Source organism: Plantactinospora sp. BB1 (genome assembly GCF_003030385.1).
Classification (GTDB): Bacteria; Actinomycetota; Actinomycetes; order Mycobacteriales; family Micromonosporaceae; genus Plantactinospora.
Genome location: NZ_CP028159.1, coordinates 6,346,354 through 6,365,935, shown reverse-complemented (window position 1 = coordinate 6,365,935; position 19,582 = coordinate 6,346,354). Strand labels below are relative to the sequence as shown.

The 19,582-nt window shown below is 70.6% G+C and carries 14 protein-coding genes and 1 pseudogene; 7 read left to right on the top strand and 8 right to left on the bottom strand.

What is annotated here, in order from left to right; all coding sequences use genetic code 11:
• Positions 1-131: 131 nt before the first annotated feature.
• Complete coding sequence (locus C6W10_RS27800) at positions 132-4,487, bottom strand: LamG-like jellyroll fold domain-containing protein (RefSeq protein WP_159104774.1); 4,356 nt, start codon at positions 4,485-4,487, stop codon at positions 132-134.
• Positions 4,488-5,333: 846 nt separating this feature from the next.
• On the opposite strand from C6W10_RS27800, the gene C6W10_RS27790 reads away from it, so the two are divergent.
• The gene (locus C6W10_RS27790) at positions 5,334-5,807 is read left to right on the top strand and encodes an IS110 family transposase (RefSeq protein WP_234361957.1); all 474 of its coding nucleotides are present in this window, start codon (positions 5,334-5,336) and stop codon (positions 5,805-5,807) included.
• A gap of 22 nt (positions 5,808-5,829) precedes the next feature.
• Here C6W10_RS27790 and C6W10_RS38845 read toward each other — a convergent pair whose 3' ends face one another.
• A complete protein-coding gene (locus tag C6W10_RS38845) occupies positions 5,830-6,333 on the bottom strand; it encodes a DUF6624 domain-containing protein (protein ID WP_234361458.1) in 504 nt (167 codons plus the stop codon).
• 725 nt (positions 6,334-7,058) lie between these two features.
• Positions 7,059-7,184 (bottom strand): annotated as a pseudogene (locus C6W10_RS27780) (sigma factor-like helix-turn-helix DNA-binding protein); the annotation flags it as partial.
• A gap of 368 nt (positions 7,185-7,552) precedes the next feature.
• On the opposite strand from C6W10_RS27780, the gene C6W10_RS27775 reads away from it, so the two are divergent.
• Both C6W10_RS27775 and C6W10_RS27770 read left to right on the top strand, forming a co-directional pair.
• Positions 7,553-8,641 (top strand): S-(hydroxymethyl)mycothiol dehydrogenase, encoded by a 1,089-nt coding sequence (locus tag C6W10_RS27775; RefSeq protein WP_107261871.1) that lies wholly within the window; start codon positions 7,553-7,555, stop codon positions 8,639-8,641.
• Positions 8,641-9,270, top strand: a complete 630-nt coding sequence (locus C6W10_RS27770; RefSeq protein WP_107261869.1) for an MBL fold metallo-hydrolase — start codon at positions 8,641-8,643, stop codon at positions 9,268-9,270. Before C6W10_RS27775 ends, C6W10_RS27770 begins: the two co-directional genes overlap by 1 nt.
• A 129-nt stretch (positions 9,271-9,399) precedes the next feature.
• Here C6W10_RS27770 and C6W10_RS27765 read toward each other — a convergent pair whose 3' ends face one another.
• The 3 genes from C6W10_RS27765 to C6W10_RS27755 form a co-directional block, all read right to left on the bottom strand.
• Positions 9,400-10,686, bottom strand: coding sequence for an SLC13 family permease (locus C6W10_RS27765; protein ID WP_107261867.1), 1,287 nt, complete (start codon positions 10,684-10,686; stop codon positions 9,400-9,402).
• 94 nt (positions 10,687-10,780) lie between these two features.
• Entirely contained in the window at positions 10,781-11,239 is a 459-nt protein-coding gene (locus C6W10_RS27760; protein WP_107261865.1) for a CBS domain-containing protein, read from the bottom strand.
• 153 nt (positions 11,240-11,392) lie between these two features.
• Positions 11,393-11,665 (bottom strand): hypothetical protein, encoded by a 273-nt coding sequence (locus tag C6W10_RS27755; RefSeq protein ID WP_107261863.1) that lies wholly within the window; start codon positions 11,663-11,665, stop codon positions 11,393-11,395.
• A gap of 287 nt (positions 11,666-11,952) precedes the next feature.
• Between C6W10_RS27755 and C6W10_RS27750 the strand changes: the two genes are divergently transcribed.
• Positions 11,953-13,005 carry a sensor histidine kinase gene (locus C6W10_RS27750; protein WP_107261861.1) on the top strand — a complete coding sequence of 351 codons (1,053 nt, stop codon included), beginning with the start codon at positions 11,953-11,955 and terminating at the stop codon, positions 13,003-13,005.
• A 2-nt stretch (positions 13,006-13,007) separates the two neighbouring features.
• On the top strand, positions 13,008-13,664 hold the full coding sequence (locus C6W10_RS27745) for a response regulator transcription factor (RefSeq protein ID WP_107261859.1): 657 nt from the start codon (positions 13,008-13,010) through the stop codon (positions 13,662-13,664).
• 9 nt (positions 13,665-13,673) lie between these two features.
• On the opposite strand, the gene C6W10_RS27740 is transcribed toward C6W10_RS27745, so the two are convergent.
• Positions 13,674-15,521 carry a copper resistance protein CopC gene (locus tag C6W10_RS27740; protein ID WP_369937063.1) on the bottom strand — a complete coding sequence of 616 codons (1,848 nt, stop codon included), beginning with the start codon at positions 15,519-15,521 and terminating at the stop codon, positions 13,674-13,676.
• 90 nt (positions 15,522-15,611) lie between these two features.
• Here C6W10_RS27740 and C6W10_RS27735 point away from each other — a divergent pair, with 90 nt between their 5' ends.
• Positions 15,612-17,654, top strand: a complete 2,043-nt coding sequence (locus C6W10_RS27735) for a prolyl oligopeptidase family protein (RefSeq protein ID WP_107261857.1) — start codon at positions 15,612-15,614, stop codon at positions 17,652-17,654.
• A gap of 204 nt (positions 17,655-17,858) precedes the next feature.
• Here the strand turns inward: C6W10_RS27735 and C6W10_RS27730 are convergent, their stop codons facing one another.
• Positions 17,859-18,329, bottom strand: coding sequence for a MarR family winged helix-turn-helix transcriptional regulator (locus C6W10_RS27730; RefSeq protein WP_107264343.1), 471 nt, complete (start codon positions 18,327-18,329; stop codon positions 17,859-17,861).
• A gap of 142 nt (positions 18,330-18,471) precedes the next feature.
• Here C6W10_RS27730 and C6W10_RS27725 point away from each other — a divergent pair, with 142 nt between their 5' ends.
• A complete protein-coding gene (locus C6W10_RS27725; protein ID WP_107261855.1) occupies positions 18,472-19,557 on the top strand; it encodes an epoxide hydrolase family protein in 1,086 nt (361 codons plus the stop codon).
• Positions 19,558-19,582: the final 25 nt, after the last annotated feature.

The window sequence follows — 19,582 nt, the reverse complement described above, 5'->3', positions numbered from 1 at the left end:
AATTTCGTCAGCGGCATCGGCGGGAGTTGAAATGACATGGGCACGGGATCCTCCGCGGTCGGACCAGCAGGGGTCGGATCTGGTCGGGCAACCGGCTGGGCAGCGCAATGACGCCAGGGCTGCCGCAGCCGTCAGGTCGGCGGAAGGTCGACCGCCTGCTCGTCGTGAAGCGCGTCCGCCTGGGCGTCGGTCATTGCCCCCTGATACACCCGCAGATCATCGACACCGCCCTGCCAGTACTCGGTGAAAGCACCATTTGACAGCGCGCGACCCACCTGCAACGGCCCGGTCGAGGCCATCGGCGTCCACTGCAGCAACGTCATCCCCACCTGATGCCCGTTCACGTACAGACGGACTTGACCACGGGCAGCGTCGTACACCCCGACCAGATGAACCCAGTCACTGACCTCTGCCGTTTCCGACTCCACGAAGGCCTGCAGTCCCACCGAGTTGTCCTCGTCACTGACGACAAACCGCCACCTGCCAGTGTTCGGGGTGCTCGTCGGAATGTACTTGATCGAAAAAGCGGATCCGTTGCTCCCCCGCTGAGAGAGAGCGGTCTGCTCGCCGGAGCCACCATTGATGTACCCCCACACCGATACGGTGTATGAGTCGTCGGTCCGCATCACCGGGCCGTCCTGCCAGCTCAGCTCTTCCGGAGTACCAACATTCGTTTGGGACCAGCCGTACTCAGTGGTGTTCAGCGCTCCATGTCGCGGATCAGACGAATCCAGGTCCCAGATGCCGTTCAACACCAGACCGAGATCACGTCGTCCCTGACCGACATTGACCCCCTGGGCGAGAGCCAACCGCCGACCGAACCGACTGCCATCAGCCGCTTCGCACACCCCGGGCGTGACAACCGGCTCATAGCATGGGACGGCATCGGCGAACGCCCAGTCCCCCACCTGGGTAGGCGTCAGGACGCCCGGGTGGCTGACTCCGCCAGAGGCCGGGTCAGACGCGAGTTGGCCTGTGAAGTCATGCTCGACCAATGCCCGGTTGAAGACCTGCACATCGGCAATCTCGCCCTTCCACCAGGTTGTCTTCGATCGTCCCACCCAGAAAGGCCGGGTGGCATCGTTGAACGTGGCGACGCCGTCGACGCGGGCCTCGACCATCCCGTTGACATACAGGGTGAGAACGCCCGCAGCGCTGTCGTAGGCGACGGCGAGGTGCGTCGACACTCCGGTGGCGGGCACGCCCGTGGACCGGGCCTCGGACCAGGTGATCGTGCCCGTCGCGGCCGACGGCACCCGGGCCAGCCACCGGTCGCTGCTCTGCTCGTACAGCAAACGCAAGGACTCGTTGCCGTTCGCGTCCTTGGCCAACACGGTCCTATCGGCGGACTTGTCGGCCAGGTTCACCCACGCGGCCACGGAAAAGCTCTCCGATGCGTCCAACGCCTCGGCCTGCGCCTGCAGGTAGGAGGAGGTGCCGTTGAAGGCGGCTGTCTGACCGCCGACGAGACGCGCGTCGGACCGCCATGTCACGCTCGACGCCGTCAGATCGGTCCGCCCGCCGTCATCAGCGCTGGGGCGTCGGTCCTCGAGGGCCTGTGCCTGGCTGCGGCCCGGAACGGTCTCTAGGTCCCACATCGCGGTCGGCGACGCCGGGTCTACCGTCTCTAGCTCCTCAGATGCCAGGTGGCCGAGATTGCCGGTCGAGTCGATGGCCCGCACCCACAGCGTGTTCCTGCCATAGCTGGGCACCATCACGGTGATCGGGGCGGTCTTCTCCGTGGTGCCCAAGGCGGTGACTTCGCCGAAGTTGGCGGTGGGGAGGACCGCCAGGACGTCACGCTTGCCGTCGCCGGTGAAGTCGCCCGGGGTGATTAGGCCGGCGACGTCGGCCCAGCCCGGGGCGATCAGTTCTGACTTGCCGGTGACCCAGCCGCCAGTGCCGTTGCCGCGCATCATCCGCAGGGCGTTGTCGCTCTTGTGTCGGTAGAGCAGGTCGGGCTTGCCGTCCCCGGAGAAGTCGCCTCGTCCGGTCAGCAGGTCCAGCGATCCCCAGTTGGTGCCGATCTGCTCCGACCTGCCGGTGACCCAGCCGCCCGTGCCATTGCCCCGCACCATGTACAGGGCAGCGTTCGCCGAGCTGCGGTACAGCACGTCCGGCTTACCGTCACCGGTGAAGTCGCCCGGCGAGAAGATCCAGTTCGCGGCGGACCAGCCGACCCCGACCTGCACCGCGGTGCTCTCCAGAGCGCCGGTTGCGGTGCCGCGCCGCATGTACAGGTGCAGGTCGCCTGCATTGCGATACAGCAGATCCGGGCGCCCGTCCCCGGAGAAGTCCCCGGGAGAGAACAGGTACTGAGCCGTCGACCAGTTCCCAGAATCGAGCGTCTGTGGCGCTGCGGCGAATCCGCCCGCGCCGTTGCCTCTGACCAGTTGGAGGCTGCGGTCGGCCATCCGGCGGAACACCACGTCCGGATGGCCGTCGCCGGACAGGTCGCCGGGGCTGAAGACGGTGCTGCCGTCAACCTGCCAGCCCACTGCCGGCTCCGACCACGTCTCCGCCAGTCCCCCGGTGCCGGTGCCTGGATGGGTACGGACCCGGGCTGTCCCCGCCGGATCACCGGTCCACGAGTACCGGAACTTCGTCACATCGGCGGTGTTGTCACCACTTACCGCAACCTGGAACGTCACCGGTGTGCCCGGCCCGTCCACCTCAGCCGGAGGAGTGATTACCGGTGCCGGCGGTCCGTGGTTGTCGATCGTGAACTGGCACCACGCCGACCAGCCGCTCCACTGCGCATACGGATCCACCGACGTCACCCGGAACGCGTACGTCTTGGTGTTCGTCAGCCCGGTCACCGCGACCGTCGTCGCCCGACCGCCGGCGGGCGCCGACGCGTTCGGCGGTCGGGGCATCCGCGACGGGAACGTATCGGTGACCAGGCCGATACCGCCGGTCGGCACCTCGATCCACTCGTACGTGCCCGTCAGCGACTGGGTGGTGTCGGCATCCGGGTAGATGGCCGAGAACGTCGGGGTCAGGGTGCCGATCCCGATCGCCCCTGACGCCGGGCACGCCACACCCGCCACGGCAAGACTGGTCGGCTTACCTGGCTTGGAGTCGTAGTCGACGATCAGCTTGGCGTCGGCCGGGACGAACTTCTTCCACCGCTCCAACGTCTCTTCGTTGGCACCGTTGCTGTCCCGGGCGGAGAATCCGACCGTCCACAGCGTCGCCTGGTGGTCGGCCACGGCTTGAACCTTGTCCCGCACCACGGACGAGTCGAAGTTCATGATCATGTCTGGTTGCAGGACGCCGCAGCCGCCCGCCTCGTTGGCGTGCCCTGCGGTGCCGTCCAGGAGCGTGCCCAGCGTCATCTTCGACCAGGTCGCCTTCATCGCATGGTCGATCACCGGTGTCTGGTACATGTACGCCCACGTTTCGTCGCACGAGTGCGAATGTGTGAGCTTCATCTGCACGTAGGCGTCCTCGATGTGCTTGCCCGCCAGCGACACGCCGTTGCTGGTCGTCGGGAACTGGAAGAACGACCGGAACACGCTCCCGATGCAGGGCCCCTCCGGGCTGTAGCCTATCCGCGCCACGGTGTAGTCGGCGTTGGAGCAGTTGTCGTCAGTCGCGTACGCCCAGCGGCTCTGCCGTACCGACCACGCCGGATCGATGAACACCGGGAATTCCTCCGGAGCCCCAGCCAGCATCTCCGCGTCCGGCGTCAGCACCAGGTCACCCTCGGGCGTCACAGCCGTACGAACAGGTGCCGTCTCCGCTCCACCGGCCGGGCCATCGGCCGTCGACCCTTCCACCGCCGATCCCCGGGCTGCGGCTGGTGATTGACCGGCCGAATTCCACATCACCGCCGGCTCCGCCGACGCCACCACCTGAGCATCCACCTGGGCACGCAACGAGCCGTCCGGCAGACCCGACGCCCGAGCGTCACCACCGAGGTCGAATTGAATCTGCCGCACCGCCGGGTTCGCCGCCGCCTGCACCGTCTTGACCACCAACAGGTGCGAGAACCCGGTCCGAGTTGCCTGCACTGTCAGGTCCACGCCAGGCAGCACCTCGGCGTAGGTGGCGGTGTCACCCGAGACCGAGGGTGCCGGCAGAGCGGCCGGCCATCCGACGCTGAACGTCCGTCCCTCCCGGGTCAGCGACACCAGCGGACCCGGACCGCCGCTGGAGAAGGTCACGTCCGCGACCGAGACCGCCGGTCGCAGCCGGCCATCCCCACCCCGTGACAGCCGCAGGTCGACATCCGCCCAACTACCGTCCGCTCGCCGCGCCCACAACGGCACCACGCCGGATTCGAACGTCAACTCACCAGTCGGCTGGGCCACCACCCGCGCGAACTCCGACCGCGACGCCCCCACCGCTACCGGCCCGTCGCACGCCTGCGCTGCCGCGACCGCCTGCGCCTCCGACGCCGCTTCGGCCGCGCATGCCGCCTTCGCCGAGACGGACCGCTCGTCCAACACCGGCGCGGCCCCGATCGTCAGCAGCAGCACCACACTGGCCGCGATCCGGCGCTGCCACCCCTGACGCGCCCACCCATGACGCGGCAGCGCGGACACACGACCTGCACCCACCACAACCCCCCGTGGTCAAGACGTAACAGCGCGCAGACTCTATAGAACTCGAAGATCATCTGTAAAGAGGCGTTACAACTGGTGACCACAAACCGGGCACCGCAATATCAGCTACCCGCCAGCGAACACAGACCGCGATCCACGAAGCGCCACCGCGCCGTCGTCAGGCCCGGACACGGCCCCCGAGCCACCTTCGGGTTACGGAGGCGCCGTCGTTGCAGGCGTACGGGCGCCAACAGCGGCACGCCTGCGACCGCTACCGACACGACGTTACGAGCAGCAGCACGCCCGCCACCGCCTGGCCAGACAACAGGCGACGGGATGAGTTCCCCTGTCACCTAATGAGTCCCCGAACGGCCCGCCGGGGTCCGCGGGATGCCTGCTCGTTACCTGGCCCTTGTGTCTCCACAAAGATCGGCGGCGTGGGCTCGGCGAGCCGTTCGTGTGGTGGTCCGGCTCGCTGAGTACACGCCTGCACACCTCTGGACCGAGCCAGGTCTCGTGCAACACCGGCGGACCTTGGCGGGGCCGGACCACCTCGTGACCTTGGGCAGGATGTTGATCGTGGTTGCAGCCCGTCCGCACGACGAACACCTCGCATACCGGGAGCCGACGAGCTCTGACTGCGAAGACCGGGACCGTGCGGGTCGCTGGGATCGCGAACGGCTCATCGGAGGGTAGGCCACAGAGCCTCGTCATTAGGGCGCCGCGCGTTTCCGCCGGGGTTGCATACCCGATGGGCAAGCGAGGGAGGAGTAGGAGTTGGCGGTGTACTGCGGCATCGACTGGTCGGAACGGCATCACGACATTGCCCTGGTCGACGAGCACGGTCACCAGGTCACGAAGGGCCGCATCGGCGACGACCTGGAGGGCTTCACCACGCTGGTCGAGATGCTGGCCGCCGTCGGCGACAGCGCCGAGAAGCCGATCCCAGTGGCGATCGAGACCCCGCGTGGGCTGCTGGTCCCGGCGCTGCGCGCAAGCGGCCGACGGGTGTACTCACTCAACCCGATGGCGGTGGCCCGCTACCGGGAGCGGCACTCGGTGTCGCGCAAGAAGTCCGACCACGCCGACGCGGTGGTGCTGGCCAACATCCTGCGCACCGACGCCCACGCTCACCGGCCGCTGCCGCACGACAGCGAACTGGTGCAGGCCGTCGCTGTTCTGGCCCGGGCACATCAGGACGCCACGTGGCGGCGCACGCGTGCCTCGAACGAGCTGCGGTCGTTGCTACGGGAATAATTTTCGACGCTCCTCGCCGCGTTCAGCGGCAGGAAAGGCAACCTGACCAGCGCGGACGCCCGTGCGGTACTGGCCATCGCACCCACGCCGACGGCTGCGGCGAAACTGCCCCAGTCCCGGATCGCGACCGCGCTGCGACGCGGCGGCCGCCGACGCGGTGTTGATTACCCGGCCACCGAACTGCAGCACGCGCTGCGCCGCCCGCAGGATCCTCCAGGAGCGCGATGTTCGACAGCTTGACCTCTCCTGGCTCGGCCTGCTTCATCAACTCCAGGCAGTGCCTCATGAAGTCGAGGCTGTCCGGGACGTGCTGGACCAGGAGCCATGCTGATGACGATGCCTCGCGTCCAACCTTCGACACCGTTGGCCAGCCGATCTGGTCGACGATCTGATTGAGGCGTGCCGTGTTGGCGCGGTCAATCTGTATGTCCCACGCGTCCATGTCGGCCAGGGCGCGGGTTCGCATCTGCTGGACTGTGTCGGCCATGGCTAGCAACTCGGCCGCGATCTGCTGGTATTCGCCCATCCCCCGACCGTAGGGTTTCCTACAGCCGGACGTGGCCCGCTGTGGTGTCGTTGGACTAGCTTGGTCCGTGGCCAACGGGCAGGGCACCGAGGTGTCCTACAGCAGGGCGGAAAGGTGGGCCTCGGCGCGGACATGGTTGAACTTAGTCAGCCACCCGGGCGGCGGCTAGGAGTGAGCCTCTCGACGCCGTCGCCGAGGACGGCGCGCTCCTGCCGACCAGGGTCACCGAGGTAACGCCCGGGTCTCCAGGTCCTCCCGCACGCACGGCAGGGCGCAGGCGGGTGGCGCCACACGCAGCGAGCGGTGCTCGCTGAGCGCCGATAACCGCCGCTACGGCCGTACCCGCCGACGGAGACAACGGGACGCACGGCGCGGTCGTGGGTGCTCCGTGGACGCTCGGATGTTGGCGACCCTGGACGGATTCCACGCCTAGAATCTGGATTTCGCCTCTAAATGACCTCAGGCAGGGCAACTACAATGCGCAACAACCATTTTGACCTGCTGATATTCGGCGACGTTTTCCTGGATTCGCGGGTGAGGATCCGGACGAATGGCCCTACGTTCGGTAGCAGGCCGCAAAAATGCTCGCCGATGATTAAAAGTCCGCTGCTCTGCCGATTGAGCTAACAGCCCGCTAGCCCGTACAGAGTACCGGACGTCGGCCGGTCCGCCCCGGGGATAACCGGCCGGTGGGCCGCCCGGGGTCGGGCGGCCGGGCGCACCGGTCAGTACGTGTCGGCGAGTTGGCCGCGGAGTTTGGTGAGGGCGCGGGTGAGGAGGCGGCTGATGTGCATTTGGGAGACGCCGATTTGTTCGGCGATTTGGGATTGGGTGAGGTTGCCGTAGAAGCGGTACCGACCCGGCAGGCCGGGGACTGCTGCTGCGGACGTACGCCGGGTATAACCACCGCCACCGGCCCGGTGTTCCGCGATCCGCCCCCACCCACCACCCGATCATGACCAAAAACCGGACACCCGGGCGGAGACGGGACGGCCGACCCGTGCTCTCCGCCCCTGACCCTCGGGCACCAGCGGGGCATGCCGCGAATCGGCCCGACGGCGAGGGCTGTCCGCCAATGTCCGCCGTCCCGACCGGTGCGAACGCCGCCCCGGCCTGCCAGACTTCCTGGTGCGCTCCGGACGGCGGGCGAGCCTGGCCGGCAGGCTGGACGGCCGTGACATGCTACGGCGGATCGGGATCGAGATCTTGAGGAGGCAGCGTGAGCCAGGAAGTACGCGGCGTCATCGCCAGGGCCAAGGGTGCGCCGGTCGAGGTGGCCACCATCGTCGTACCGGATCCCGGCCCGGGTGAGGCCGTGGTGCGGGTACAGGCCTGCGGCGTCTGCCACACCGACCTGCACTACCGGGAGGGCGGCATCAACGACGACTTCCCGTTCCTGCTCGGGCACGAGGCCGCCGGGATCGTGGAGCAGGTCGGCGCGGGGGTGACCGACGTCGAGCCGGGTGACTTCGTGGTGCTCAACTGGCGGGCCGTCTGCGGCAACTGCCGGGCCTGCCGGCGCGGCAAGCCGTGGTACTGCTTCGCTACCCACAACGCCAGCCAGAAGATGACCCTGACCGACGGCACCGTACTCTCCCCGGCGCTCGGCATCGGGGCGTTCGTGGAGAAGACCCTGGTGCACGCCGGGCAGTGCACCAAGGTCGACCCGGCGGCCCGGCCGGCCGCCGTCGGGCTGCTCGGCTGCGGGGTGATGGCCGGGCTCGGCGCGGCGGTGAACACCGGCGGCGTCACCCGGGGCGACTCGGTCGCGGTCATCGGCTGCGGTGGTGTCGGCGACGGCGCGGTCGCCGGTGCGGCGCTGGCCGGCGCGACCACGATCATCGCGGTCGACACCGACCCGCGGAAGCTGGACTGGGCCAGGGGGTTCGGCGCGACGCACACCGTCGACGCCCGCCAGACCGACCCGGTGGAGGCGATCCGGGAACTGACCGGCGGGCACGGCGCCGACGTGGTGATCGAGGCGGTCGGCCGGCCGGAGACCTGGAAGCAGGCGTTCTACGCCCGCGACCTGGCCGGCACCGTCGTGCTGGTCGGGGTACCCACCCCGGAGATGAAGGTGCCCGAACTGCCGCTGCTCGACGTCTTCGGCCGGGGCGGGGCGCTCAAGTCGAGCTGGTACGGCGACTGCCTGCCGGACCGGGACTTCCCGATGCTGACCTCGCTCTACCTCCAGGGCCGGCTGGACCTGGACGCCTTCGTCACCGAGGAGATCGCCCTCGACCAGGTGGAGGACGCGTTCGGCAAGATGCACCACGGCGACGTACTGCGGTCCGTGGTGATCTTCTGATGGCGGCCCGCATCGACCACGCGGTCACCTCGGGCACCTTCTCTCTCGACGGTCAGACCTTCGACGTGGAGAACAACGTCTGGGTGGTCGGCGACGACGCCGAGTGCGTGGTGATCGACGCGCCGCACGACGTGGACGCGATCCTGGCGGCGGTCGGTGACCGGCGGGTGCGGGCGATCCTGGCCACGCACGCGCACGACGACCACGTACGCGTCGCGCCGGCACTGGCCGAGGCGACCGGTGCCCAGGTGCTGCTGCACCCGGCCGACCGGGTGCTCTGGGACATGGTGCACCCGGAGGTGCCGCCGGGCGGTGAACTGGCCGACGGGCAGTCGATCGAGGTCGCCGGCACCACGCTGGAGGTCCGGCACACCCCCGGGCACAGCCCGGGAGCATGCTCGCTCTACGCGCCCTCGCTCGGGGCGGTCTTCACCGGCGACACCCTGTTTCAGGGCGGCCCGGGGGCGACCGGGCGGTCGTACAGCGACTTCGGCACGATCGTCGAGTCGATCAGGCAGCGGCTGTTGAGCCTGCCGCCGGAGACGGTGGTGCACACCGGGCACGGTGCGAGCACCACCATCGGCGCGGAGGCGCCGCACCTCGACGAGTGGCTGGCCCGGGGTCACTGACCGGAAGCCGTCGCCCCGGGCGCGGACCCGGGCCGAGGCGGTCCGGGTCGCCGGGGAGCACGGCTGGCTCCCCGGCGACCCGGACGATTGACCCGGCGCCGGGCGAATCGCTCCGGTGCCGGGCCGGCATCACATGAAGTACCGCAGCCAGACGTAGATCCAGGCGAGCACGGTACTCATGATCGTGACGATGATGCCGTAGCGGGTGAACTGCCAGAACGAGATCCGGTGACCGGTACGGGCGGCGATGCCGATCGCCACCACGTTGGCGCTGGCGGCGACCGCGGTGCCGTTGCCGCCGAAGTCGGCGCCGAAGGCGAACGCCCACCAGAGTGCCTGCCCGGTCTGCGGGTCCGGTGCCGTGGCGACCAGCCCCTCCACCACCGGTGCCATGGTGGCGACGTACGGGATGTTGTCGAAGAACGCCCCGAGTACCGCCGAGCCGAAGAGCAGCGCGGTGGCGGCACCGAAGAAGTTGCCGTCCACCTGCTCGATCACCCACTCGCCGAAGGTGGTGATCACGCCGGTGTGCACCAGCCCGGCGACCATCACGAAGAGCCCCATGAAGAAGACCAGGGTCGGCCACTCGACCTCGCCGAGGACGTCGGAGACGTCCATCTTGGACACCAGCAGCATCACCCCGGCGCCGACCATCGCCACCACCGACGGGTCGACGTGCAGCACCGAGTGCAGCCCGAAGGCGACCACCACCAGGCCGAGCACCACCAGGCAGCGGACCAGCAGCCGTACGTCGGTGATCGCCCGTCGCTCCTGCAACGCCAGTACCGCCTCGACGTGCTCCGGGTTGTACCGGAACGACTTGCGGAACAGCACCCGGGTGAAGAGTACGAAGACCGCGAAGATCACCACGACGGCCGGCGCCATGTGCACCAGGAAGTCGGTGAAGGTCAGTCCGGCGCGACTGCCGATGATGATGTTGGGCGGGTCGCCGATCAGGGTCGCGGCGCCGCCGATGTTGGAGGCCAGGATCTCGGCGATCAGGTACGGCTGCGCCGGGATGTGCAGCCGGTTGCAGACCACCACCGTCACCGGGGCGACCAGCATGATCGTCGTGACGTTGTCCAGGAACGGCGAGGCGATGGCGGTGATCAGCATCAGCATCACCATCAGCCGGTACGGCCGGCCGGACGATCTCTTGGCGGCCCAGATCGCCAGGTAGTCGAAGAGGCCGGTCTGTTTCAGCACCCCAACGATGATCATCATTCCGAGCAGCAGGAAGATGACTTTCCAGTCGATCCCCTCGTGCTCGGAGAAGTAGACCTCCGCCCCCGGCGCGAAGCCGAACACCAGCATCGCGGCGGCGGCGATCAGCACCACCTTGACCTTGTCCACCTTCTCGGTGGCGATGAAGAAGAACGCCACCACGAAGATGACGAGCGCGGCGACGGCGCTCATCGGGCGTACTCCGGTCCGGTCGTGCTGCCACCCGGGGCGGCGCAGCCGGAGGGGCCGGCCGCCGCACGACGCGCGGCGGCCGGCCGGGCCGGGGTCAGGTGTCGGAGTCGGCCACCGCGAACTCGGCGAGTACCCGGTCCAGGGTGATCGCCCCGACGAGTACCCCGGCGCCGTCGACCACCGCCACCAGCGGGCTGCGCTGTCGAGCCATCAGCGCGGCGACCTCCAGCAGCGTTCCGTCCAGGCCGACGGTGGTCACCCGGTCCGGTTCCCGGAACAGGCAGTCGCCGACGGTCAGGTTGTCCAGTTCCTCCCAGAAGAGGTCGGCGCGGGCCTCGTCGATGGTCCGGGCCAGCATCGGATCCTCCCGATAGGCCCTCGGCACCGCCATCCGGAGCACCTGGGTGCCGGGGAGCACCGTCTTCGGCCGGCCGCGGTCGTCCACCACGATCATGCCCGGCAGCCGGCGGAGCGCCATCAGCCGGACCGCCCGGGCCACCGAGTCTCGGACGGTCACCGTCGGTACCACCGCGGCGATCTGCTGCGCCTGCATTCCACCATCTCCCTGGGCGCGGGCCGGCATCGGCCGTCGCGCCGCAACGGTAGGGCCTGAGGGATTGTTCGACAACATAGCCTCCCGATGACGACGGGTTCTCCCGCCGGCAGGGGGCCTGGCCGGCGAGGCGGCCGCGTGGGCGTACCGCGATCACGCGGATCCGCCGTGCAGCTCGGCGAGACGGCGCTCCAGGCTGGCCAGCCGGTCTGCGATCGGTGCGCTGTGCAGCACCTCGGCGATCTGGTCCGCCTCGTCGTGTTCCAACGCGATCCGGTCCACCGGTACGTCCGGATCGTCCGGCCCGTACAGCAGCAGCGACCGCAGGCCGGCCTGGTCCAGCAGTACGCCGAACCGCTGCCCGCCCCGGGTCAGGAAGTGGTGTACGACGCCGACGCCGGGAACTGTGGTCCGGGTGATGTCCACTGTGGCCTCGCTCGGGGTAGGGGCGGCGGGGCGGCGCCGTCCCGTACGCCGGCCGTGGTCGGGCTCGGTCGCAGGGGTTCGGATGCCGGTTCCGGTCTCGGTCTCGGGTTGGCCGCCGGTTCCGATATCAAGAATTCGGGACGGCACCCCGGCCGACCATCGGGTGCGACACCCATCTGCGGTGGGGCGGAACATGCAGGTGGCCGGGGTGTTGACCGGTCGGGCACGCCGGGGTTGGGTGTCGGATCAGATGGACAAAACAGCAGCTCCCGGGCGAGGCTGGCAGCGTGACCGACACCGCTGACCGGGCAGCCGCGCCCGGACCGGACAGCCCGGGACGATCCGGCGCTTCCGGCCGTCCCGGGCGTCGGGCACCCGCCCAGGCGCTGTTCCGGCGGCTGTTCCTGCTCAACGGCCTGGTCTTCACGGTCGGCACGCTGGTGCTCGCGCTCTCCCCGGCGACCGTCTCGTCGCCGGTGCTGCTGGCCGAGATCCCGGTGCTGACCATCGGGCTGGCCCTGATCCTGGCGGCGAACGCCCTGCTGCTCCGGGCCAGCCTGGCCCCGCTCGACGCGCTGACCACGCTGATGCGCCGGGTCGACCTGCTGCGTACCGGCGACCGGCTGGTCGACGCCGGCAACGGCGACCTGACCAACCTGATCGAGACCTTCAACGCGATGCTCGACCGGCTGGAGGCGGAACGCAGCGCGAGCAGCGCGCACGCGCTCGCCGCCCAGGAGGGGGAGCGGCAGCGGATCGCCCGGGAGCTGCACGACGAGATCGGGCAGAGTCTTACGGTGGTGCTGCTCGGGCTGAAACGGGCGGTGGACCGCGCCCCGGCCGAGCTGCGCGAGGAGCTGCACGCGGTGCAGGAGACGCTGCGGGAGAGCCTCGACGACGTGGGGCGGGTGGCCCGGCGGCTCCGGCCGGACGTACTGGAGGATCTGGGGCTGCTCAGCGCGATGAACGCGCTGGCGACGGAGTTCTCCCAGGTCAGCGGGGTGCCGGTGGTGCGCCGGTCGACGCCCGACCTGCCGGCGCTGAGCGCCGAGAAGGAGCTGGTGATCTATCGGATCGCCCAGGAGAGCCTGACCAACGTGGCCCGGCACGCCCGGGCCGGCCGGGTCGAGCTGTCGCTGCGGGCCGAGGCCGACACGGTGGTGCTGCGGGTCGTCGACGACGGCCTCGGCGAGATAGCCCGGGAGGGCGCCGGCATCCGGGGGATGCGGGAGCGGGCACTGTTGATCGGGGCCCGGCTGACCATCACCGCCACCCCCGGCTCCGGCACCGAGATCCGGCTGGCCGTACCCGCCGACGACTCGGCGGAGAGGGAGGCGTGACCATGTCCGCGACCGTGACCCGGGTCCTGCTGGCGGACGACCACGCGCTGGTCCGCCGGGGACTGCGGCTGATCCTCGACGCCGAGCCCGACCTGCGGGTGGTCGCCGAGGCGGCCGACGGGGCGGAGGCGGTGGAGGCGGTCCGGCGCACCGAGATCGACCTGGTCATCCTGGACATCGCGATGCCGAGGATGACCGGGCTCCAGGCGGCCCGGGAGATCTCCCGGCGGGCGCCCGGGGTACGCATCCTGATGCTCTCGATGCACGACAACGAGCAGTACTTCTTCGAGGCGCTCCGGGCCGGAGCCTCCGGCTACGTGCTCAAGTCGGTCGCCGACCGGGACCTGCTGGAGGCGTGCCGGGCGGCGATGCGCGGCGAGCCGTTCCTCTATCCCGGCGCGATCACCGCGCTGATCCGGGACTACCTGCACCGGGCCCGGCAGGGCGAGAAGCTGCCGGAGAGCATCCTGACGCCCCGGGAGGAGGAGATCATAAAGCTGATCGCCGAGGGCAACTCCGCGAAGCAGATCGCCGAGGCGCTGGTGATAAGCGTCAAGACGGTCGACCGGCACCGCGCCAACATCCTGGCCAAACTCGGCATGCGGGACCGGATCGACCTGACCCGGTACGCCATCCGGGCCGGCCTGGTCGAGCCCTGACCCCGCGCCTCAGCGCACCCGTACGACGGTCCGCACCGTGGCCTGGTCGATCTCCGAGGTGCGTACGGTGAACCGCAGTTCCCAGTCACCGGGGATCGGAAAGCTCACCGCGCCGACCGCGTGGTGCGGCTCGATGCCCAGCATCGGGGTGTCGGTCGGCTCGACACCCTGGGCCGGCAGCCCGGCGGTCAGCGTCCACTCCACGGCCGGCAGCGGCTTGCCCTGCGGGGTGTAGACGTACGCGTGCACGGTGTTGTTCGGCCCGAGCTGCACCGGATAGATGTCGAACTGGAGGGTGTAGAGCGGTGAGGTGAGCGTCTGGGCGAAGGTGTCCGAGGCGGCGATCTCGGCCTCGATCCCGGCGTTGCGCCCGGGGGTGGTCTGCACCAGTACCGCGCTGACGCCGAGCACGACCAACCCGACCAGCACCTCCAGGCCGACCGTCCGGCGCAACCGTCGCCGTCCGGCGACCGCCGCCGCAGCGCTGTCACCGGGCGGCGCGGGCGGGCGGGCCGGTGCGGCGGCCGGCGGTACGGCGCCGGCGGAGACCAGCAGCCCGGTCCGGGCGGTGGCGGGTGCGGTGGCCAGCCCGGCGGTCGCGCGGCGGCGGACCAGGCGGCGGGCGTACCCGGCGGCGCCGAGCAGCAGCGCCAGCAGCGCCACCTTGGCCAGTACCAGCCGCCCGTAGCCGGTGCCGAGGAGTGCTCCGGGTGCGCCGATCTCGATCACCGCCTGCACCACCCCACCGGCGACCAGCCAGAGCACCGCGATGCCGGCCCAGCGGGACCAGACCGGCAGGAGGACCGCCAGCACCCGGGGGTGGGCGCTGCGCAGCGGGAAGCAGACCAGCGTCACCAGCCCGCCGAGCCAGACCGACATCGCGGCCAGGTGTACGACGGCGGCGATGCCGCTGGCCAGCGGGGTCGGCGAGGCGGCGGCGTGCCCGGCCAGCGGCCAGGTGGCCAGGCCGGCCAGCCCGAGCGCGACCAGCAGCCCGACCCGGGCCCGGCCGGCCCGACCGGCCAGCACCGGCGGCAGCAGGGCGGCGACCAGCGCCAGAATGCCGAGCCTGGCGGCGAGCGCCAGCCCGAAGTCCGAGCCGAGCAGCTGCCACAGTTCGGCGGCGGAGACGTCCAGCAGCCCGGCGCCGCTGGTGTAGGGCGCCTGCGTCCAGAATCCGGCCAGGGCGCCGACCGCGACCAGCGCCACACCGGCCCGGACCAGCCGGACCGCGCCCCGGCGGGGCAGCCGGCGTGGCCAGAGCAGCCCGAGCAGCAGCGTCGGGCCGATCAGCAGGACCAGGCCGGCGTACCCGAGGTATCTGGTCGCCGGCATCGCGACCTGGACGTCGGGGCGTACCGTCTCGTCGGCCGGTTCCGGCGGGGTGGCCGAGGCGGCGCCGACCGCGAAGGTGTAGCTGCCGGCGACCGGATGGCTGTCGGCGGAGATCACCCGGTAGCTGACCAGGTAGCTGCCGAGCGGCCGGTCGGCGACCCGGATCGGGATCCGCAGCGTGGCGTCCCGGACGCTGGCGTCCCCGTCGTTGATCCGCTTGCCGTCCGGGGCCAGCACCTGGGCCCGGCCGGGCACCAGGGCCACCGGTTCGCTGAAGGTGATCGTGACCTCGGTGGGGGAGAAGCCGAGTACCGCCTGCTGCTGCGGCACCGTGCCGACCACCGCGGCGTGTGCCGCCGCCGGTTTGGCCGGGGCGAGCAGCACCGCCACCGCACCGAGCAGCAGCACCGCCAGTACGGCACGCCCCAGCGCCACCAGCCGGACCGACGGTCCGGCTTCGAGCGGTCCGGTTTCGGGCGCTACGGGTTCGAGCGGTACGGGTTCGAGCGGAGAACGTCCCACCTCAGTTAGATCGTTTTTCGGCGCCGGGAAGTTCAATCCGCCATCTGACTGAGTGGAAACTTTGTTCACCTCCTGTGGTAGGAACCCTGCGTGTCCCCGGATCTCGACGACGAATTCCGCTGGCTGGAGGCGCTCTCCGGCCCCGAGGTGACCGCCTGGCTCCGCGCCCGCAACGCGGAGACCCGCGACGCGCTGGCCGACGATCCCGCGCTCGCCGCGCTGGAGGCCGAGCTGCGACAGGTGCTGGACGCCGCCGACCGGGTGCCGTTCGTGCACTGGGACGGAACCTACCTCTACAACCTCTGGAAGGACGAGGCCCACCCCCGGGGACTGTGGCGGCGTACCACCCTCGACGAGTACCGCCGGGCGGAGCCGAGCTGGGAGGTGCTGCTCGACGTCGACGCGCTGGCCGCCGCCGAGGGCGAGCCGTGGACCTGGCAGGGCGCGGTCGTGGCGCGGCCCGGGTACCGGCGCTGCCTGCTCCGGCTGGCCCGGGGCGGCTCGGACGCGAGCGTGGTCCGCGAGTTCGACCTGACGACCCGGACCTTCGTACCCGACGGCTTCTGCCTGCCCGAGGCGAAGAGCGACGTCGGCTGGATCGACGCCGACCACATCTACGTCGGCACCGACTTCGGCCCCGGGTCGCTGACCGCCTCCGGCTACCCGCGGATCGTCAAGCGCTGGCGCCGGGGTACGCCACTCGCCGAGGCCACCGTCGTCTACCAGGGTCGGGACGACGACGTCTCGGTGTACGCGGTGCACGACCCCACCCCCGGCTTCGTCCGCGACTTCCTCGGCCGCCGGCTCGACTTCTTCCGCCGGGAGGAGTTCCTGCGCACCGTCGACGGCGAACTGGTCCGGATCGACGTGCCGGAGGACGCCGGCACCGACGTACACCGGGAGTGGCTGCTGATCACCCTCCGCTCGGACTGGACGGTGGCCGACCGGACGTACGCCGCCGGAACGATCCTGGTCACCCGGCTGGACCGGTTCCTCGCCGGTGAGCGCGACCTGACCGTCGTCTTCGCCCCCGGCCCGGAGAGCGCGCCCGGCCGGCACGCCTGGACCCGGGGTCACCTGATCCTGAACACCCTGGTGGACGTGCGGAGCCGGACCGAGGTGCTCAGCCCCGGCGAGGACGGCTGGCGACGGCGTCCGCTGCTGGAGACCGCCGCCGCTCCGGGCGACGAACGGCACGTCGTGATCGTCGACACCAACCCGGAGCAGAGCGACGAGTACCTGCTGGCCAGCACCGGTTTCCTGGCGCCGACCGCGCTGCACTACGGCACGGTCGACGGGCCGGCCGAGACGCTGAAGCAAGACCCGGCGTTCTTCGACCCGGCCGGGATGACGGTCCGGCAGTTGCACGCCCGGTCCGCCGACGGGACCCGGGTGCCGTACTTCCTGGTCGGGCCGGCGGGTGAGTCGACCGGGCCGACCCTGCTGACCGGGTACGGCGGCTTCGAGGTGGCCTGGACACCGAGCTACAGCGGGATCATCGGCCGGGGATGGCTGGCCAGGGGCGGCAGGTACGTGGTCGCCAACATCCGGGGCGGTGGCGAGTACGGCCCGCGCTGGCACCGGGCGGCGCTGCGGGAGAACCGGCTGCGGGCGTACGAGGACTTCGCCGCCGTGGCGACCGACCTGGTCGACCGGGGCGTCACCGTGCCGGCCCGGCTCGGCATCGAGGGCGGCAGCAACGGCGGGCTGCTGATGGGCGTGATGCTGACCCGGTTTCCGGAGCTGTTCGGTGCGGTGGTGGCCCGGGTGCCGCTCTTCGACATGCGCCGCTACCACCTGCTGCTGGCCGGCGCCTCCTGGATGGCCGAGTACGGCGACCCGGACGACGAGGCCGACTGGGCATTCCTGCGCGAGTACTCGCCCTACCAGAACGTCCGGCCGGGTCGGGCGTATCCGCCGGTCCTCTTCGTCACCTCGTCCCGGGACGACCGGGTGCACCCGGGGCACGCCCGCAAGATGGCGGCCCGGATGCGGAGCTACGGCTACGACGTCTCCTACTACGAGAACGTCGAGGGCGGGCACGGCGCCGCCGCCGACAACGCGCAACTGGCCTTCAAGTGGGCGCTGATGCTGCGCTTCCTCTGGCGCCGGCTGACCGACCCGCCGCACTGACCCGCCCGCCGGGCTGACGCGCCGCCGGACCGGCCGCGTTCAGGCGCTGTCTAGCCCGCTGGGCTGACGCGCTCGCCTGGCCCGCCACGTTGACGCGCTCGCCCGGCCGGCTCGTCCGGGTGATGTGCCGGGGGTGCGGCGATGTCGGCCCGGATCCGCGTCCGGCCGGTGTCGGCGCGCGGCCGGTGTCGGCGGGCGGCCGGCTCAGTCGTCGGCGGCCGGGCTGCCTCGGTGGTGGTCGAGGAGCCGGGTCAGCAGCCGGGTCAACTGGTCGCGTTCGGCCGGGGCGAGCGGGGCGAGCAGGTCGTCCTGGATCCGGGTCAGCCGCTGGTCCAGGCGGCGGAGCTGGCGTCGCCCGGCCGGGGTGAGGGTGATGACGTTGCGCCGCCGGTCGGTCGGGTCGGGGGAGCGTTCGACCAACTGCCGGTCGGCGAGGTCGTTGACCGCCGCCACCACGTCGCTGAGGTGGATGCCGCTGCGCCGGCCCAGGTCGGCCTGGCTGGTCGGGCCGACCTCGTCGAGGGTGAGCAGCAGCCGGTAGTGGTAGCCCCGGGAGCCGATCTCCGCGAACCCCTCGGCGACCAGCCGGTGCGCGTGCCGGGCGGTCTGGGTCAGCAGCCAGCTCGGCAGGCCGGCCAGCCGGGCTGGCGGGCTCTCTCCGGTCGGGCTCTCCACGGTGACCACCCTAACAAAGTCGTTCGGAGGACTAACGGTTCCGGTGCCGGTCGTACTATCGTTAGTGCTCCAAACGTTAGTCGCACTAATGATGCGTCGGGACCCGCGACCGAGGTCGCGGACGTCGAGGGAGGACGACCGCATGATCAAGCCGTTCCGGATCGAGATCCCGGAGGCCGACCTGACCGACCTGGCCGAGCGGCTGCGCCGGACCAGGTGGCCGGAGCAGCTACCCGAGGCGGGCTGGGACTACGGCATCCCGCTCGAACGGGTACGCGAACTCGCCGACCACTGGCGCACCGGCTACGACTGGCGGCGGCAGGAGGCCGCACTGAACGAGCTGCCGCAGTACACCACCGAGATCGACGGGCAGAACGTGCACTTCCTGCACCTGCGCTCCGCCGACCCGGACGCGCTGCCGCTGCTGCTCACGCACGGCTGGCCGGGATCGGTCGTCGAGTTCCTGGACGTGCTCGGCCCACTCGCCGAGGACTTCCACCTCGTCGTACCCTCCATCCCCGGGTACGGCTTCTCCGGGCCGACCCGGGAACGCGGCTGGGACGTGCACCGGGTCGCCCGCGCCTGGGCCGAACTCATGCGCCGGCTCGGTTACCGGCGCTACGGCGCCCACGGCGGCGACTGGGGCTCGGCCATCTCCCGCGCCCTCGGCGAGTACGCCCCGGAGAACGTCGTCGGGGTGCACCTGACGTACCTGCCCACGCCACCGCCACCCGGCTGGACCGGTGAGGCCGAGCTGTCGGAGTCGGACCGGGAGCGGCTGGCCCGGATCCGGCAGTACGTCGCGCAGCGCCCCGGTTACATGGTGTTGCAGAGCACCCGACCGCAGACCCCGGCGTACGCGCTGACCGACTCGCCGGTCGGACAGCTCGCCTGGATCGCCGAGAAGTTCACCGAGTGGACCGATCCGAGTTCGACGATCCCGGTGGACCGGCTGCTCACCAACGTGATGCTCTACTGGCTCACCGGCACCGCCGGCTCGTCGGCCCGGCTGCACCGGGAGAGTTTGATCGGGCCGCAGAGCTGCCCGGTGCCGGTCGGGGTGGCGGTCTTCGCGCACGACATCACCCGGTCGATCCGGAGCTTCGCGGAGCGGGCGTACCCGGTCGTCCGGTGGAGCGAGTTCGACCGGGGCGGCCACTTCGCCGCGCTGGAGGTGCCGGAACTCCTCGTCGACGACGTCCGGGCGTTCTTCTGGGGCCTCCGCTGAAACGACTCCGTCGGCACGCCTTCGT

Coding starts and splice junctions, on each gene's coding strand:
- C6W10_RS27765 (WP_107261867.1), bottom strand. CDS start 10,686: ATGAGCGCCGTCGCCGCGCTCGTCATCTTCGTGGTGGCGTTCTTCTTC.
- C6W10_RS27725 (WP_107261855.1), top strand. CDS start 18,472: ATGATCAAGCCGTTCCGGATCGAGATCCCGGAGGCCGACCTGACCGAC.
- C6W10_RS27770 (WP_107261869.1), top strand. CDS start 8,641: ATGGCGGCCCGCATCGACCACGCGGTCACCTCGGGCACCTTCTCTCTC.
- C6W10_RS38845 (WP_234361458.1), bottom strand. CDS start 6,333: ATGGGCGAATACCAGCAGATCGCGGCCGAGTTGCTAGCCATGGCCGAC.
- C6W10_RS27745 (WP_107261859.1), top strand. CDS start 13,008: ATGTCCGCGACCGTGACCCGGGTCCTGCTGGCGGACGACCACGCGCTG.
- C6W10_RS27760 (WP_107261865.1), bottom strand. CDS start 11,239: ATGCAGGCGCAGCAGATCGCCGCGGTGGTACCGACGGTGACCGTCCGA.